General features: G+C 60.5%; 11 protein-coding genes and 10 pseudogenes. 9 read left to right on the forward strand and 12 right to left on the reverse strand.

Annotation, left to right across the window (positions count from 1 at the left end; genetic code table 11):
- Positions 1-11 precede the first annotated feature (11 nt).
- From EIO60_RS12290 to EIO60_RS12325, 8 genes and pseudogenes are all read right to left on the reverse strand, one after another.
- Positions 12-653 (reverse strand): annotated as a pseudogene (locus EIO60_RS12290) (electron transport complex subunit E); the annotation flags it as partial.
- The gene (rsxG, locus tag EIO60_RS12295; protein ID WP_258576944.1) at positions 646-1278 is read right to left on the reverse strand and encodes an electron transport complex subunit RsxG; all 633 of its coding nucleotides are present in this window, start codon (positions 1276-1278) and stop codon (positions 646-648) included. The pseudogene EIO60_RS12290 and the gene rsxG, both read right to left, overlap by 8 nt.
- 3 nt (positions 1279-1281) lie before the next feature.
- Positions 1282-2340: an electron transport complex subunit RsxD gene (gene rsxD, locus EIO60_RS12300; RefSeq protein WP_258576945.1), complete on the reverse strand. Its 1059-nt coding sequence runs from the start codon at positions 2338-2340 to the stop codon at positions 1282-1284.
- Positions 2341-4287, reverse strand: a complete 1947-nt coding sequence (gene rsxC, locus EIO60_RS12305) for an electron transport complex subunit RsxC (protein WP_374058187.1) — start codon at positions 4285-4287, stop codon at positions 2341-2343.
- Positions 4280-4858, reverse strand: a complete 579-nt coding sequence (gene rsxB, locus EIO60_RS12310; protein WP_258576946.1) for an electron transport complex subunit RsxB — start codon at positions 4856-4858, stop codon at positions 4280-4282. The genes rsxC and rsxB overlap by 8 nt, the downstream gene beginning before the upstream one ends.
- Complete coding sequence (rsxA, locus tag EIO60_RS12315) at positions 4858-5439, reverse strand: electron transport complex subunit RsxA (RefSeq protein WP_258576947.1); 582 nt, start codon at positions 5437-5439, stop codon at positions 4858-4860. Before rsxA ends, rsxB begins: the two co-directional genes overlap by 1 nt.
- A gap of 111 nt (positions 5440-5550) precedes the next feature.
- A pseudogene (locus EIO60_RS12320) lies at positions 5551-5981 on the reverse strand (DUF2569 domain-containing protein).
- 113 nt (positions 5982-6094) lie between these two features.
- Positions 6095-6239, reverse strand: a pseudogene (locus EIO60_RS12325) (HHA domain-containing protein).
- On the opposite strand from EIO60_RS12325, the pseudogene EIO60_RS12330 reads away from it, so the two are divergent.
- From EIO60_RS12330 to EIO60_RS12350, 5 genes and pseudogenes are all read left to right on the forward strand, one after another.
- Positions 6239-6492, forward strand: a pseudogene (locus EIO60_RS12330) (sugar ABC transporter substrate-binding protein); the annotation flags it as partial. The pseudogenes EIO60_RS12325 and EIO60_RS12330 sit on opposite strands and share 1 nt — an antisense overlap.
- Positions 6493-6494: 2 nt before the next feature.
- Positions 6495-6903 (forward strand): annotated as a pseudogene (locus tag EIO60_RS12335) (ABC transporter permease); the annotation flags it as partial.
- Between the two features lie 50 nt (positions 6904-6953).
- Positions 6954-7147, forward strand: a pseudogene (gene araG, locus EIO60_RS12340) (L-arabinose ABC transporter ATP-binding protein AraG); the annotation flags it as partial.
- A gap of 14 nt (positions 7148-7161) precedes the next feature.
- A pseudogene (gene araC / locus EIO60_RS12345) lies at positions 7162-7967 on the forward strand (arabinose operon transcriptional regulator AraC); the annotation flags it as partial.
- Positions 7968-8111: 144 nt separating this feature from the next.
- Positions 8112-9152, forward strand: coding sequence for an oxidoreductase (locus EIO60_RS12350; protein WP_258576948.1), 1041 nt, complete (start codon positions 8112-8114; stop codon positions 9150-9152).
- On the opposite strand, the gene EIO60_RS12355 is transcribed toward EIO60_RS12350, so the two are convergent.
- Entirely contained in the window at positions 9131-9295 is a 165-nt protein-coding gene (locus tag EIO60_RS12355; RefSeq protein WP_258576973.1) for a hypothetical protein, read from the reverse strand. The two genes, EIO60_RS12350 and EIO60_RS12355, sit on opposite strands and share 22 nt — an antisense overlap.
- Here EIO60_RS12355 and EIO60_RS12360 point away from each other — a divergent pair.
- A pseudogene (locus EIO60_RS12360) lies at positions 9228-9770 on the forward strand (LacI family DNA-binding transcriptional regulator). The gene EIO60_RS12355 and the pseudogene EIO60_RS12360 sit on opposite strands and share 68 nt — an antisense overlap.
- Positions 9771-9830: 60 nt before the next feature.
- Entirely contained in the window at positions 9831-9965 is a 135-nt protein-coding gene (locus tag EIO60_RS12365) for a hypothetical protein (RefSeq protein WP_258576949.1), read from the forward strand.
- Positions 9966-9979: 14 nt separating this feature from the next.
- Here EIO60_RS12365 and EIO60_RS12370 read toward each other — a convergent pair whose 3' ends face one another.
- Positions 9980-11461: a YdgA family protein gene (locus EIO60_RS12370; protein WP_258576950.1), complete on the reverse strand. Its 1482-nt coding sequence runs from the start codon at positions 11459-11461 to the stop codon at positions 9980-9982.
- Positions 11462-11599: 138 nt separating this feature from the next.
- Positions 11600-11863, reverse strand: a pseudogene (locus EIO60_RS12375) (mannose-6-phosphate isomerase); the annotation flags it as partial.
- Between the two features lie 199 nt (positions 11864-12062).
- Between EIO60_RS12375 and fumC the strand changes: the two are divergent.
- The gene (gene fumC, locus EIO60_RS12380) at positions 12063-13460 is read left to right on the forward strand and encodes a class II fumarate hydratase (RefSeq protein ID WP_258576951.1); all 1398 of its coding nucleotides are present in this window, start codon (positions 12063-12065) and stop codon (positions 13458-13460) included.
- A 46-nt stretch (positions 13461-13506) separates the two neighbouring features.
- Here the strand turns inward: fumC and EIO60_RS12385 are convergent.
- Positions 13507-13837: pseudogene (locus EIO60_RS12385) on the reverse strand (DNA replication terminus site-binding protein); the annotation flags it as partial.
- Positions 13838-13963: 126 nt separating this feature from the next.
- Here EIO60_RS12385 and EIO60_RS12390 point away from each other — a divergent pair.
- Entirely contained in the window at positions 13964-15079 is a 1116-nt protein-coding gene (locus EIO60_RS12390) for an ABC transporter substrate-binding protein (RefSeq protein WP_258576952.1), read from the forward strand.
- The last annotated feature ends 254 nt before the right edge of the window (positions 15080-15333 follow it).

Consider the following 15333-nt stretch of genomic DNA (forward strand, 5'->3'; position numbering starts at 1 on the left):
TTCGGCGGCGCGGCGCGCTGCTTCATTTTCTGATCGAGTAGATATTTGGCCGCCAGCAGCATTCCTAGGCCGATAAAGGCGCCGGGCGGCAGCATCGCTAGCAGCATCGGCGAATCGAAATGCACCACCTCAATACGCAGCGCCTTCGCCCACGGGCCAAGCAGCTGATCGGCGCCGTTGAACAGCGTACCGCTGCCGATCAGTTCGCGCATCGCGCCGAGCGTTACCATGGCGCAGGTGGCGCCCATGCCAATGGCGAAGCCATCCAGCGCGGCGAGGGGAATGCTGCTTTTCGAGGCCACGGCTTCGGCGCGGCCGACTACAATGCAGTTGGTGACAATCAGCGGAATAAAGATGCCGAGCGACTCATACAGGCCATAGGCCCAGGCGTTGATCAGCATCTGAACACAGCTCACAACCGACGCGATAATCATCACGTAAATCGGAATACGGATCTCCGAGGGCATCCAGCGGCGCGAGGCGGAGATAGCGCTGTTGGTGATGGTCAGCACCAGCGTGGTCGCCAGCCCCAGCCCGAGGGCGTTGGTGGCGGTTGAGGTCACGGCCAGCAGCGGACAGAGGCCCAGCAGCTGCACCAGCGCCGAGTTGTTTTTCCACAGTCCGCCAATCAGCAAGTTTTTCGCTTCACTCATGTGCGTCTCCGCATTCAGGCAGCGACGAGAGCCTGCCGCTGAGGGTTTCTATCAGTAACGCGGTGCGTTTGGTGGCGTTGACCACCGCGCGCGGCGTGATGGTGGCGCCGGTAAACTGGTCGAACTCGCCGCCATCTTTTTTCACCGCGAAGGCCTTATCGTCGGCGCCATGTACCACTTTGCCGATAAAGCTGTTAATCCAGTCTGAAATACGCAGTTCAATCTTGTCGCCGAGACCGGGCGTTTCATGATGCTCAATCACGCGCACGCCCAGCACTTTACCGTGAAAATCGGCGCCGACCAGCATCTGAATGACGCCAGAATAGCCGTTCGGCGCGGTGGTCTCAAGCGCGACCGCAACCGGCTGGCCCTGTTTGTGCGCTAGGTAGAGAGCGTGCGGCGCGCTGTTGCCCAGTGCGGGGTCGCTGACCAGATAGCACTCTTGCTGGATCTTATTATCGTAGAGATCAGTGGGAACCACCTGATCGAGCAGGTTTTTCTGATTCAGCGCCATCTGGTGCACAATGGTCGGTTTGGTCACGTGGTTCACCACGGCGGTCAGACCTGTGGTAAAGACGGCGAACAGTGCCAGCGTGACGGCGTTTTTACGGATGGTTTCGATCATCGATCACTCCTTGCGATGGCCGTAAACGCGCGGCTGCGTGTAGTAGTCGATAAGCGGCACGCAGATATTGGCCAGCAGCACCGCAAAGGCTACACCGTCCGGATAGCCGCCGAAGCTGCGGATCAGCCACACCAGCAGCCCAATCAGCGTGCCGTAAATCAGGCGGCCGCGGTTAGTGGTAGAGGCGGTAACCGGGTCGGTGGCGATGAAAAAGGCGCCGAGCATGGTAGCGCCGGAGAAGAGGTGAATCAGCGGCGTATTCAGGCTCTCCGGCGAGATCAGCCAGCCGAGCGTGGCGCAAAACGCCAGCGATAGCAGCATCGCCGCCGGGATATGCCAGCGGATGGCATTTTTGCCCAGCAGGAACAGGCCGCCCGTCAGATAGCCGATATTCGCCCACTGCCAGCCGAGCCCCGCCAGCACGCCGTTGTAAATCGGCTGCGCCAGCAGCTGCTCTGCGCTGTGGCCGGCGCGCAGGCCAGTCTTGAAGTTGTCGAGCGGCGTGGCCTGGCTGATGCCATCCACGCCCAGCTGCAGCTGCTGCATGGTGTCGCCCGCCAGCGTATGGCCGGTAAAGATCATGCTCAGCGAGTCGAGAAGCCCCGGTTTGATCGTCTGCAGGACGTCCGGCGGCAGCCAGCTGGTCATCTGCACCGGGAAGGAGATCAGCAGCACCACGTAGCCGACCATGGCCGGATTGAAGGGGTTCTGTCCCAGGCCGCCGTAAAGCTGCTTGGCGATGATGATGGCAAACGGCGTGCCGATCACCACCAGCCACCAGGGCGCGAGCGGCGGCAGGCTGATGCCGATCAGCACGGCGGTCAGCAGGGCGGAGTGATCCGCCAGGTTGGTGGCGATGGGCGCTTTGCGTAGGCGCAAAGTCGCCGCCTCCGCCAGCCAAGCGGTAAGCACGGCCAGCAGCACCTGCAACAAGCTGCCGTAGCCGAAGAAGTAGCACTGTGCGGCAAAGCCAGGGATAGCCGCAAGCGCCACCAGCAGCATGATGTTACCGGTGCTACGGCGGTTATGGGTATAGGGAGAACTTGTGATACGAAAAGCCATTTATTCCTCAAACGTCGACGGCGACCGCGCTTTACGCGCCTTGGCCCGGGCGATAGCGGCAGCGACCGCTGCCTTACGTGCGTCGTGCGACGAACGCGCCTCAGGAGATGCAACGTCGAGGGTCACGACGTCCTTTTTTGACTCTTGCGCCGCTTTTTTCGCCCTGGCGCCGGCGACAGCGGCTTCCTCAGCGGCGCTGCGTGGATCGATCGGCGGCACATCCTCTACCGGCAGCACCTCTTCGGTCAGGGTGCCAGCGGCGGCGGCTTTTTTCGCTTTCGCGCGGGCAATGGCGGCTTCCACCACGGCCTTGCGTGGATCGTCCGATGCAGCAGCGCCGTCCGGCGCTGCCGCCGCGGTCGCTTTTTTCGCTTTAGCGCGGGCGATGGCGGCATCCACCTCCGCCTTGCGTGGATCCTCTGTCTGACGGCTCAGCGCCTGCGCCTCAGCCTGACGCAGATGCGCCTGGCGCTGCGCCTCTTCCACGGCCGGATCGACCGCGGCAGCGGCGGCCTGCTTCGCCTCGCGCGCCAGTTTTTCGTGCTCCAGGCGCACCTGACGCGCTTCGAAGCGCGCTTTTGCCTCGGCGGTGCGCTTCGCTTCCAGATCGATGGCGCGCAGTTCCGCCTTCTCCAGGCGATAGTACTGAACCAGCGGAATATTGCTCGGGCAGACATAGGCACAGGCGCCGCACTCGATACAGTCGTCGATATGGTGTGCGCGCGCTTTGTCATGGTCGCCGCCCTGGCTGTACCAGTAGAGCTGTTGCGGCAGCAGCCTGGCCGGACAGGCGTCGGCACAGGCGGAGCAGCGAATACAGGACTGCTCCTCCTCATTGTTGCCCATTTCGCTTGCGGAAGGGGCGAGGATGCAGTTGGTGATCTTCACCACCGGCACGTCCAGCGACGGCAGGGTAAAGCCCATCAGCGGCCCGCCCATAATCACCATCTGCCGCGCGGAAGGGGTAAAACCGACCTGGTGCAGCAGATGGCTTATGGGCGTCCCGATGCGGCTCCAGACGTTGCGCGGCTGCGAAATCGCCTCGCCGGTAAGGGTAACGACGCGCTCGGTAAGCGGCTCGCCGTCGATAATGGCGCGTTTCACCGCCCAGGCGGTGCCGACGTTTTGCATCAGCACACCGATATCGGTGGAGCGACCGCCGTGCGGCACTTCTAGCCCGGTGAGAATTTTTGTCAGCTGTTTGGCGCCGCCGGAGGGGTATTTGGTCGGAATCACGCGGATCTGCAGATCGCGTTCGCCACCCAGCGCGCGCTTCAGCGCGGCAATCGCCTCTGGCATGTTGTCTTCAATGCCGATCAGCACGCGCTCCGCCTGCAAAACCCAGGCGAGAATGCGGCTGCCTTCGAGCACCTCTGCGGCGCAGTCCTGCATCAGGCGGTCGTCAGCGGTGATATAGGGCTCGCACTCGGCGGCGTTGATAATCAGCGTTTTAACGCCGCGCAGTCCGCCGCGCAGCTTGGTGCCGGTCGGGAAGCCCGCGCCGCCGAGACCGGCGACGCCGGCATTATGAATTCGCTGCACGATATCGGCGCGGTCGCGCTGGCGGTAGTCGGCGATCGGCTCAAGGGGCGCCCAACGATCCTCGCCGTCGGGCGTGAGAAAAATGCACAGCTCCGACAGCCCCGAGGGGTGTGCTGTCATATGCTGGGCGATAGCCTCGACGGTGCCGGAGGTTGGCGCGTGCACCGGCAGCATGCGCCCGTTGCCGAAGGTCAGCGGCAGGCCGCGCAGCACCCGGTCGCTCGGCGCCACGCAGATTTCGCCCTCATGGCCGATATGCTGCTTGAGCGGGATGATAAAACAGTCGGGCAGCGGCAGCTGGCTCAAGGGCGTACCGTTCGACTGGGTTTTCATCTCAGGCGGATGAATGCCGCCCTCAAAATCCCAGAGCTTCTCTTTACGAAAGATATTCAACAGGTTAAGCATGGCTTTTTACCGGAATCACCCGTACAGGAATGGTTTCAAGGTCCCACTTCCAGTTGGCGGTGGTGGTCGCCACTGGGCGCATCTCGATGCAGTCGGTAGGACAGGGCGCGACGCAGAGATCGCAGCCGGTACAGACGCCGCTCAGTACGGTATGCATGGCGCGCGTCGCGCCGACGATAGCGTCTACCGGACAGGCCTGAATGCACTTGGTGCAGCCGATGCAGTTCTCTTCATCAATCCACGCCACTGTGCGCACCGGCTCTTTGGCGCTGACGTCGCCGTCGATGGGCTGGGGATCGACATTAAGCAGCGCCGCCAGCTTCAGCATGGTCTGCTCGCCGCCCGGCGTGCATTTGTTGATCGCCTCGCCGTTGTTGCCGACCGCGTCCGCATAGGGACGACAGCCGGGATAGCCGCACTGGCCGCACTGGCTCTGCGGCAGTAGCTCGTCGATCTGCTCGACGATAGGGTCTTCTTCCACTTCGAAGCGGTGCGAAGCGTAGCCTAGCAGGGCGCCGAACACCAGCGCCAGCGCACTTAAAACCAGAATAGCAATCCAGATCGCGCTCATCAGAATTTCACCAGACCGGTAAAGCCCATAAACGCCAGCGCCATCAGGCCGGCAGTCACCAGCGCGATAGAGGAGCCTTTAAACGGTGCGGGCACGTTGGCCAGCACCAGGCGCTCGCGCATGCCGGCGAACAGCACCATCACCAGCGAGAAGCCGAGCGAGGCGCTGAAGCCGTAAAGGGCCGCCTGTAAAAAGGTGTGGTTGAGGTTGACGCTCAGCAGTGGCACCCCCAGCACGGCGCAGTTGGTGGCAATAAGCGGCAGAAAAATGCCGAGCAGGCGGTAGATCGACGGGCTGGTTTTACGCACCAACATCTCGGTGAACTGCACCACAACGGCGATCACCAGGATATAGGCTATGGTGCGCAGATAGACGAGGTCGAGCGGCACTAGGATCAGGTGATTCACCAGCCAGGCGCAAATCGACGCCAGCGTGATGACGAAGGTGGTCGCCAGCCCCATGCCAATCGCCGTTTCCAGCTTTTTGGACACGCCCATAAAGGGACAGAGGCCGAGAAACTTCACCAGAACGAAGTTGTTTACCAGCACAGTGCTTACAAAAAACAGCAGATGATCGGTCATTTTTTCGCCATTAATTCGGAAAGCGGCCTATTATCTGTGATCTGTGACGCTATCTCAACCACCGCGCGCCGTTCCGCACGCAAAATTAAATTGTTGACGAAACTCACAGCGTTACGGCCGGACAAAGGTTTTTTTACCCGCTGAGAACGCTTGATATAGGGTACGAACACCGCCGCGGCGAGCAGGGGGAACAGCAGCGTCTGCGCCGCCTTACCGTCGACCACCGGCGTAAAGGCGAAGGTTTTCAGCGCCAGCAGCAGCCAGATAATGTAGTGACGCGGCAGACGGCGCGAACGCTGACAGAAAATCCAGCATACCCACAGGCTGTAGAGCCAGACGGCCAGCGCGGTCAGCAGGGAAACTGCCCAGTTTGTCACCAGCATGCCGCCGTGAGAAAACAGCGTCGCGCGCCATTCCGCGTTGAGCCGCGGGCTGAGGTACATCGCCAGCACCATTGCGCTGGTCAGCATCGTCATAATCAGCCAGGCAAGGGGCACCAGCAGCCAGCAGCCAAGGCGCAGCGGGGTGAGCGAGTCAGTAATGGTAGGGGCCTGTTGCGGAAAGAGAAGCGGGAGAGAGCGGGAGAGAATAGCATGTCCAGACAGGGCCTGCTCGCGCGTCAGCGCTGCATAGCGTGCAGGTCTGTATCGCGGTGTCAGACGACGTAACGCCAGACGGTTTTAGGCACGCATCCCAGGTCGTACAGCCGACCGGGAGTCGTTGAGGTGATCGTAGAGTTTTTCCAGGCTTTCCAGATTATTCACTTTGCGAAATTTAAACAGGTAATCTTGCGCAGTAATGCAACGTGGTTGAGCTGCAGGGCACCGTCGGCGCCAGCGTGGCGATAGACCGCAAACGGAAAACAACGGCAAGAACATCTGCATAGTTCACGCGCACAACGAAGATATGGCCATTGGCGCGATTCAGGCGATCAAAGAGGCGGGGCTGAAGCCGGACAAAGATATCTTTACCGGCTCGATCGACGGCGTAACGGACATCTACAGGGCGATGCTGGCGGGCGAAGCCAACGCCAATGTCGAGCTGACGCCGAATTCGGGCTGTTTATCGAGGCGGTGGGCATCAACCTGCGCGTGTCGGCAACGCGGGCGTGACCGACTGGCTGGTGGTGATGTCCGCCTATCTGCTCAGCGGGCTGTGCGCGGCGGTGGTCGGCCTGATCGTAACGGCGGATATTCGCTGAGCCGACGCCAATAACGCCGGCCTGTGGCTGGAGTTGGATGCGATCTTGGTGGTGGTGATCGGCGGCGTCTCGCTGATGGGCGGCCGCTTTAATCTGGAGCTGTCGCTGAGCGGCGCGCTGATTATTCAGGCGATGAACACGGCATTCTGCTGTATGGTTTTCCGCCGGAGCTGAATCAGGTGGTGAAGGCAGTGATGGTGATGGGCGTGCTGCTGCTGTCGCCACGCTTTCTGGCGATGCTGAAACGGAGACGTTCTCTATGATCAAACGTCATCTTCCCCTGATGATTACGCTGCTGGTGTTTGTTGCCGGCTATCGCCTGATCTACAAGCTGGCGAGCAAAGGCATTGCGGTGCTGTTCGCCTCCAGCGATCTGCCGGAAGTGATGGGTCTCGCCGACCGCGAAGGAGCGAGTGCCGGAGAGAAGTGCTGCATGACGACGCCACGGAGCAGCAGACGCTGAGCCTGGCGATGCGCAAAACCTCACAAGCGGCCGCCGTGGCCTGATACGGGAGAATATTATGGCTTCATCCACGACCTCCAATACGCCGCCGGTGCAGCACGTAGCGGCCTGCAGTTTGGGCGTATCTGGGACAACTACGGCCGACGGGCCGCTCGACTTTTTTATCGACCGTTCCCACGGTATGAAAGGCTTTATTCTTAACCTCACGATCAAAGGCAAAGGCCTGGTGTTCGACGGCGAAAACGGCTTCGACTGCCTGCCGGGCGATATGCTGCTGTTTCAGCCGAAAACCGCGCACTACTATGGCCGCGCGCCAGACAGCCCCGACGGGCATCACTGCTGGGTTTACTTCCGACCGCGCGCCTACTGGAAAGACTGGCTGCAGTGGCAGGACGTGCGCAAAGGCGTAGGGCGGCTGCGCCTGAACGAAACGCTGCGCGGCGAGTTCGATCGGCTGTTCGCCAGCATTGAGCAGACCCACAACTCCGGCCGCCGCTTCGCCGAAGAGCTGGCAATGAATCTGCTGGAGCGCCTGCTGCTGCGCGCCGTGGAAGATGATCCGCGCATTATCGAGGCGTGTCAGTATGTCACCAACCATCTGGCGAGCGAGGTGAAAATTGAGGAGGTGGCGCGTCACGTCTGCCTGTCGCCGTCGCGCCTCGCGCACCTGTTCCGCGAGCAGATGGGCACAATCTGCTGTGCTGGCCGAAGATCAGCGCGTCATCCGCGCCAAGCTGCTGCTGCAAACCACCCAGGAGCCGATCGCCAGCGTCGGGCGTGAAGTAGGCTATGATGACCACCTACTTTTCCCGCGTGTTCCGCAAGTGCGTCGGCGTCAGCCCCAGCGACTTCCGGCGGCGCAACTAGGATGCACAGGACAGCCTGCTGACCGGGCCGGCCTGGCCCATGGCACAGAGTGCTATCTCCTGATATTTAGAGGAATTCCTGCTTGTTATCCCCAAAGCTATGGTCTTAAATCAGTCGGGTATGCGAACAAGAGGAGTGATAATGAGCGACAAACTTCGTGTTGGATTGATGGGGTACGGCTTCGCCAGTAAAACGTTTCATGCGCCGCTGATTGCCGGCACGCCCGACGTTGAGCTTGCGGCTGTCTCCAGTAGCGACGAAGCGAAGGTGCATGCCGACTGGCCCCAGGTAAAAGTGGTGGCCGATCCTCAGGCGCTGTTAGATGACCCGTCTCTGCAACTGATCGTCATCCCGACCCCAAACGATACCCATTTCCTGCTGGCCAAAGCCGCGCTGAACGCCGGCAAGCATGTGGTAGTGGACAAACCCTTTACCGTGACATTGTCACAGGCGCGCGAGCTGGAAGCGCTGGCGAAGGCGAAAGGCCTTCTGCTGTCGGTGTTCCACAACCGCCGCTGGGACAGCGATTTCCTGACGCTGAAGCAGCTGCTGAAGGATGGCTCGCTGGGTGAGGTGCGCTACTTTGAGTCCCACTTCGACCGTTTCCGCCCGGAAGTCCGCCAGCGCTGGCGTGAGATGAAAGGCGCCGGCAGCGGCATCTGGTACGATCTGGGCCCGCACCTGATTGACCAGGCGCTGCAGCTGTTTGGCGCGCCAGTCGCCATCAACGTCGATATGGCGGAGATGCGTCCCGGCGCGCAAACTACCGACTATTTCCACGCCACGCTGACCTATCCGCAGCGTCGCGTGGTACTGCACGCCAGCATGCTGGTGGCGGCAGAGTCGCCGCGCTACGTGGTGCACGGCACGCGCGGCAGCTACGTCAAGTATGGACTCGACCCGCAGGAAGATCGGCTGAAGGCGGGCGACTTTCCGCCGGGCGAAGAATGGGGCTATGACATGCGCGACGGCGTGCTGAGGCTGGCGGAGGGGGACGGCGTTAAAGAGGAGACGCTGATGACCCAGCCGGGCAACTATCCCGCCTATTACGCGGCGGTGCGCGACGCTATCTGCGGACGCGGCGCCAACCCGGTCACGGCGGAAGAGGCGATTCAGGTCATGGAGCTGATCGAGCTGGGGCTGCAGTCGGCCGAGAAGCGTCAGACGCTGTCGCTAAGGTAAATAAAAGGCCGGCTGCGCAGCCGGCGTTCGCGTGACAGGGCCGCATGCGCGGCCTTTTTTTTCGCCTGGATTTTATTGCGGATCGCCGTTTTTTCCGCGTCGCTCAGGGATGTTGCCCGCGCGGCGGGCGTCTCGGTCACCACCGTTTCGCAGGTGCTGGCGGGAAAAGGCCGCATATCTCCCGACACCGTTGCGCGGGTGACAGAGGCGGCGGAACAGCTGGGATACCGGCATAATCCTTCTGCCGCCGCGCTGCGCGGTGCCGGCAGTGGCGTCATTGGCCTGATCGTGCGCGACCTGCGCCACCCTTTTTATGCGGTGCTGGCGGCCGCGCTGGGCGAAGCGCTGGAAGAGGCGGGAAAAACGCTGCTGCTGAGCCAGAGCGGCGCAGCGGGCGAGCGCCGGCAGCAGTGCGTCGAATCTTTGATTGTTCAGGGTGTGGAGGGTATCGTGCTTGGCGGCGATGCGAAGGCGGCGTAGACGCAGGGCTTGCCCGTGATCTGCGCCTCGCGCGCCGGCGCGCTACCTGAGGTGGACCTGATACAGCCTGACAATCGGCTGGGCGGCCACTTGGCGACAGAGCAGCTGATCGCGCAAGGGCATCGCCATATCGCCTAGCTAGGCGGCCGCGCCGCCTCGCAGTGGTGCGCCGAACGTATCGGCGGCTACTGCGCCGCGTTGCTGCAGCACGCGCTGCCGTTGAAGCCGGAGTGGATGGTTGAATGCGAAGAGAATCAGACGGCGACGATGGCGTCGTATCCCGCCCTGACGGCGATTATCGCCAGCGACTACGCTGTTGCGCAGGCCGCTTGATCGCTTATGCCGCTTTACTGCGGCATGCCAAGCATATAGCGCGACATAAACTGCTCCAGCGGCATTGCGTCGCCGTTCATGTTCACTTGGCCGTTGGTGTACTGCAGGCTGGTGACGATATTGTTGTCCTGCTGCTGGGTGAGGCGGAACATCTGTCCCATCGCCGCCAGCCCTTTGACCTGCTGATCGGCAAGCTTCTGCGCGTCATCGGTAGAGTAGCCTTCAGCCAGTCCAACGTTGCGCATTACCTCGGTCGCCATCGGCATGCTGATGACCAGCTTCGCCGACAGGTTTTTCAGCACGCGATCGACCATGCCCGCCAGATTTTGCGGCTGGCCGGTGACGCTGGCCGGATCGTTGAAGTTGACGGTCAGGTTAAAGGTGCTTTCGCCTTTGTCGTTCTTCCCGCTGAGCGGCGCAATGCTCACCGATGGCGCACCCTTCAGCAGCGTCGGCAGGTTGTTGATCAGAATACTGTTACCCCCGGCCTGATCGCGGATGGGATCGTTCGCCAGCCCCTGCCGGTTGAGCAGATCCTGCATCTGTGCGTTGTAGTTATCGGAGAAGGTTTTCACCGCCTGCGCATCGAACCGCGCCAGCTTCATGCTCAGCTTCGCCTCGCCTAAATCGTGGCCCTGCAGATGCACCTTATCTACCTGATAGTCAACATTGCCGCTGATTTTGCCCGCCTGGTTATCAAACGAAGAGGTACCGTTGAGCTTTTGCAGGGTCAGCGCATCTTTGCCGTTGATGCTGGCGTTGAGTTTTTCCAGCACGATCTTCTGATCGTCGATGCGCACGCCCTCCGGCGTGAGGTGAGTGTTGCCGCTGAGTTTCAGCCCATTGACGGTAAAGAGCACCGGCTGGCCCATTTCGTTTTTGCTGGTGATGGCGATGCTGTCGATATCGCTGTCGAGAGAAACCTTGTCGCCCTTGCTGTCGGCGCTGACGTTAAGCGTTCCGCCGTTGGTCGCCACGCGCTGGTCGGTTTGCGCATTCAGGTAGTTCAGCGGCAAAAAGTGCAGCGCGGTGTCCGTCGCGCCGCTGTAGCCGATGCGGGTATCGGCGTTGATCGGCGACTTATTGTCGGTCAAAGCGAACAGGGTTTTCAGCGCGTCGGTATTTTCCAGTTCGGTGTGCACCGACGCCATGCTCGGGATTAGCGTAAAGCGGCGCAGCTGCACGAAGGGGAACGGACCATGATCGATTTTTTCGTTGAACACGAAGCTCTGGCCCGGCTTCAGCAGGGCGTTATCTTCGGTCTGCGAACTTGCCTGCAGCACCAGCTCCGCGTGGCTGCTGAAAACGCCGCGCTGATAATCCTGATAGCGGAGCTTCAGCCGGCTGTTGGGCGCGTAAGCGTTCAGCTGAGTGTTGGCATTCTGCACCAGCTCATCCATATAGCTTTCCAGCTGCTTGCCGGTAAACCATGCCGCGCCGGTCCAGATTACGCCCAGGGCGATTATCACACCTGCGGCAACATTGTTTTTTTTCATTGCTGAGTCGTCCTTATCCTTGTGTCCGCTTACGCCGCTGTCCCGACGCTCGGCCGATGGCTTGTAAAGAAAACGTCCGCAGACGTTCAGGCTAATAGATTGAAATAATAGCAGTTAGGGGCAGATTCGTCAGCCGCTTCAGCCTGTCACGTTAAAAACGCGCGCCAGACGCCCGCTTCTGGTGGCGCTGATGGCGCCGTCGCTGGCGGAAACGAAGCAGGATTCGCCCGGCTGCAGCGTCAGCGTCGCTTGGCCTTCGATGCAGAACAGAATCGCCGCGCTATCCTGCGCCAGCCGCTGCTGCGTCGCATCCAGATCGTGAATGGCGAAGTCCTCCACCGGAATCGGGAAATTCAGCGCGCGTTCCTCGCGCTGCGGCTGGGTCAGCAGCTGCGCGGCCGGTATCGTTGTTAACCCTTTAATCACCGTAAGTTATGGCGCTCATTAAAGCAGAAAATGGGGTTTATAATACATATCAAGTGCAAACAAGGCGTCTGGCTCGCATGATGTTAAATTATTGTATGTGAGAATCCTGCGCGCCCGCTGGATTTGTCGGATCGGGCGACCATTCAACACAACCTGTGCTAAAGGAGACGTAAACATGGCAGCCAATCGTATCGAAAAAGATTCCATGGGGCCCATTGATGTACCCGCAGACAAGTTATGGGGTGCACAGACGCAGCGCTCGCTGGAACACTTCCGTATCTCGACCGAAAAAATGCCGACCGAGCTGGTCTATGCGCTGGCCCAGACCAAGCGCGCCGCCGCAACCGTCAACCGCTACCTGGGCCTGCTGCCCGCCGAACGCGCCGATGCGATCGTTCAGGCCGCCGATGAGGTGCTGGCGGGGCAGCACGCCAGCGAATTTCCGCTGGCGATCTGGCAGACCGGCTCTGGCACCCAGACTAATATGAACATGAACGAGGTGCTGGCCAACCGCGCCAGCGAAATCCTCGGCGGCGAGCGCGGCATGTCCCGCCTGGTACACCCCAATGACGATGTGAACAAGAGCCAGAGCTCCAACGACGTCTTCCCGACCGCGATGCACGTGGCGGCGGTGATTGCGCTGCGGGAAAAGCTGATCCCGCAGATCGAGGTGCTGAAGAGGACGCTGCGCGAGAAGTCCGACGCCTTTAAAGATATCGTCAAAATCGGCCGCACCCATCTGCAGGACGCCACGCCGCTCACCCTTGGCCAGAAGATCTCCGGCTGGGTGGCAATGCTGGAGCATAACATGAAGCATATAGAGCAGAGCATTCCGCATGTGGCCGAGCTGGCGCTGGGCGGCACCGCCGTCGGCACCGGGCTGAATACCCATCCCGAGTATGCGGTACGCGTGGCGAAGGCGCTGGCCGAGCTGACCGGACAGCCGTTTGTCACCGCGCCCAACAAGTTTGAGGCGCTCGCTACCACCGATGCGCTGGTGCACGCCCACGGCGCGCTGAAAGGACTAGCGGCCTCGCTGATGAAAATCGCCAACGACGTGCGCTGGCTGGCGTCCGGTCCGCGCTGCGGCATCGGCGAGATTTCCATCCCGGAAAACGAGCCGGGCAGTTCGATCATGCCAGGCAAAGTCAACCCAACACAGTGTGAAGCTTTGACCATGCTCTGCTGCCAGGTTATGGGCAACGATGTGGCGATCAATATTGGCGGCGCGTCGGGCAACTTCGAGCTGAACGTCTTCCGCCCGATGGTGATCCACAACTTCCTGCAGTCGGTGCGCCTGCTGGCGGACGGCATGGACAGCTTCAATCACAACTGCGCCGTCGGCATTGAGCCGAACCGCGACCGCATCTCGCAGCTGCTGAAAGAGTCGCTGATGCTGGTTACCGCGCTGAATACCCATATCGGCTATGACAAGGCGACGGAGATTGCGAAAAAAGCGCATAAAGAGGGGCTGACGCTGAAGGGCTCTGCGCTCAAGCTCGGCTATCTGACCGAAGAGGAGTTTGACGCCTGGGTGCGTCCGGAAGATATGGTCGGCAGCATGAAGGCGTAATTCGCCAGAAAGAAAAGAGAAGGCCAGCGCTGCTGGCCTTTTTTCGTCAGACCGGGCAGTCTACACCACAGGTGCAGATGCGGAATCAGCAGATTAAGCGGCTCCGCCACCGGTTTATAGCGATGCTGGATATTGTTGGCGTTGTAGTTGAGCAGCTCGCCCAGCACCGGCACCTGAGTGCGGTCGCGGCACAGCACGATAATCGGCGACGGACAGGCCAGCTGGGTCTGCTTTTTCTCCTCGGCGCGTCAGACGCGGGCGATCGGCTGCACTTTTACCGGCCGCTTGATCTTCAGCCGTGCGCTGGCGGGCAGGGCGCGTACGCGCTCCAGTTCATCCTGCACCCTCTCCGCCCACTGTTCGCGCGGAGAGGGCGCCTAGGCGCGATTGCTGGATAAGCCGTAAAACATTTTCGTCCGCCTCTTCTCCTTTAACCTATTTTGCGTGATAGTAATGACGCTTGATATTAGTAATTCTCATTATCATTTATATGGGGTAATTCGATGAAAAAATGGATGTTAGCGCTGGGGTTACTGTGCATCACGGGCACGGCGGCGGCAAAAACCATTACCGACGTGGCGGGCCGTCAGGTCGAGGTGGCCGTCGAGTCAAAACGCATTATTTTAGGGGAAGGGCGGCAGATCTACCTGCTGGCGGCGTTCGATACCGATGCGCCGTTTCAGCGCGTGGTGGGCTGGCGCGACGATTTTCACAAGGCGGACTGGGACGGCTATCAGGCGTATGAAAAGTGCTATCCGCAGATTAAGTCGCTGCCGACCTTCGGCGGCGCGAAAGATGGCACCTTCAACGTCGAACAGGCGCTGACCCTTAAGCCCGATCTGGTGCTGATGAACCTGGAGTCGAAATCGGCGACCGAAGAGGGCAAGCTGATTGAGAAGCTGCAGGCGGTGGGCATCCCAGTGGTGTTTATCGACTTCCGCGAGGCGCCGATGATCAACGCGGAAAAAAGCATTCGCATTATGGGCGAGCTGCTGAACAAGCCGGCGCGCGCGCAGGCGATTATCGACTTTCGTCGCCAGCAGATTGCGCGCGTCACCGATCGGCTGAAAGATTATCTGGGGCCGCGGCCGAAGGTGATGATCGACCGCGCGGGCGGCTACACTGATGAGTGCTGCATGTCGTTCGGCAATGAGAACTTCGGCCAGATGGTGGAGATCGCCGGCGGCCGCAATATCGCTAAAGATCTGATCCCCGGCACCTTCGGCACGCTGAACCCGGAGCAGATTATCGCCAGCCCTCCCGATGTAGTGGTGGTGACCGGCGCCAACTGGAAGAACTACAACACCGTGGGCAAATGGGTCGGCGTCGGGCCGGGCGCCGACGTCAAAGAGGCTGAGGCGCGCCTGCGCACGCTGATGATGCGCGACGCCTTCAAAACCCTGCCGGTGGCGCACAACGGCCACGCGCATGCCATCTGGCACCAGTTCTACGACAGCCCCTATCAGTTCGTCGCCATCCAGGCGCTGGCGAAGTGGCTGCATCCCGATCTGTTCGCCGATCTTGATCCAGACGCCACCTTCCGCGTCTTCCACCAACATTTTCTGCCGCTGCCTTACCAACCTGGCTACTGGGTGACGCTGCCCGCCGATCGCAGCTGACGACGCCACGGCGACAGGGCGGTCGCCGCATTCTGAATTTTTCCATTTTCTTGATATTTTAATATTTTACAAGCGGCAGCGCGGTAATTGCGCTGAGACGCCTACCTCTAATGGAATGGCAGGTTAAGGACGTGCGGCTCTCTGAATGATAAAGTTACCTGGTCATAATTAAAGCCATTTTCCGCGAGAATGATAACAAGGTTTGTAAACGTGCAACTTATTTAACATAATAAACATTATGCGCACTTTAGCCG

The organism is Candidatus Pantoea persica (genome assembly GCF_013753875.1).
GTDB classification, from domain to species: Bacteria; Pseudomonadota; Gammaproteobacteria; order Enterobacterales; family Enterobacteriaceae; genus Pantoea; species Pantoea persica.

Coding starts and splice junctions, on each gene's coding strand:
- rsxG (WP_258576944.1), bottom strand. CDS start 1,278: ATGATCGAAACCATCCGTAAAAACGCCGTCACGCTGGCACTGTTCGCC.
- rsxD (WP_258576945.1), bottom strand. CDS start 2,340: ATGGCTTTTCGTATCACAAGTTCTCCCTATACCCATAACCGCCGTAGC.
- rsxC (WP_374058187.1), bottom strand. CDS start 4,287: ATGCTTAACCTGTTGAATATCTTTCGTAAAGAGAAGCTCTGGGATTTT.
- rsxB (WP_258576946.1), bottom strand. CDS start 4,858: ATGAGCGCGATCTGGATTGCTATTCTGGTTTTAAGTGCGCTGGCGCTG.
- rsxA (WP_258576947.1), bottom strand. CDS start 5,439: ATGACCGATCATCTGCTGTTTTTTGTAAGCACTGTGCTGGTAAACAAC.
- EIO60_RS12350 (WP_258576948.1), top strand. CDS start 8,112: ATGAGCGACAAACTTCGTGTTGGATTGATGGGGTACGGCTTCGCCAGT.
- EIO60_RS12370 (WP_258576950.1), bottom strand. CDS start 11,461: ATGAAAAAAAACAATGTTGCCGCAGGTGTGATAATCGCCCTGGGCGTA.
- fumC (WP_258576951.1), top strand. CDS start 12,063: ATGGCAGCCAATCGTATCGAAAAAGATTCCATGGGGCCCATTGATGTA.
- EIO60_RS12390 (WP_258576952.1), top strand. CDS start 13,964: ATGAAAAAATGGATGTTAGCGCTGGGGTTACTGTGCATCACGGGCACG.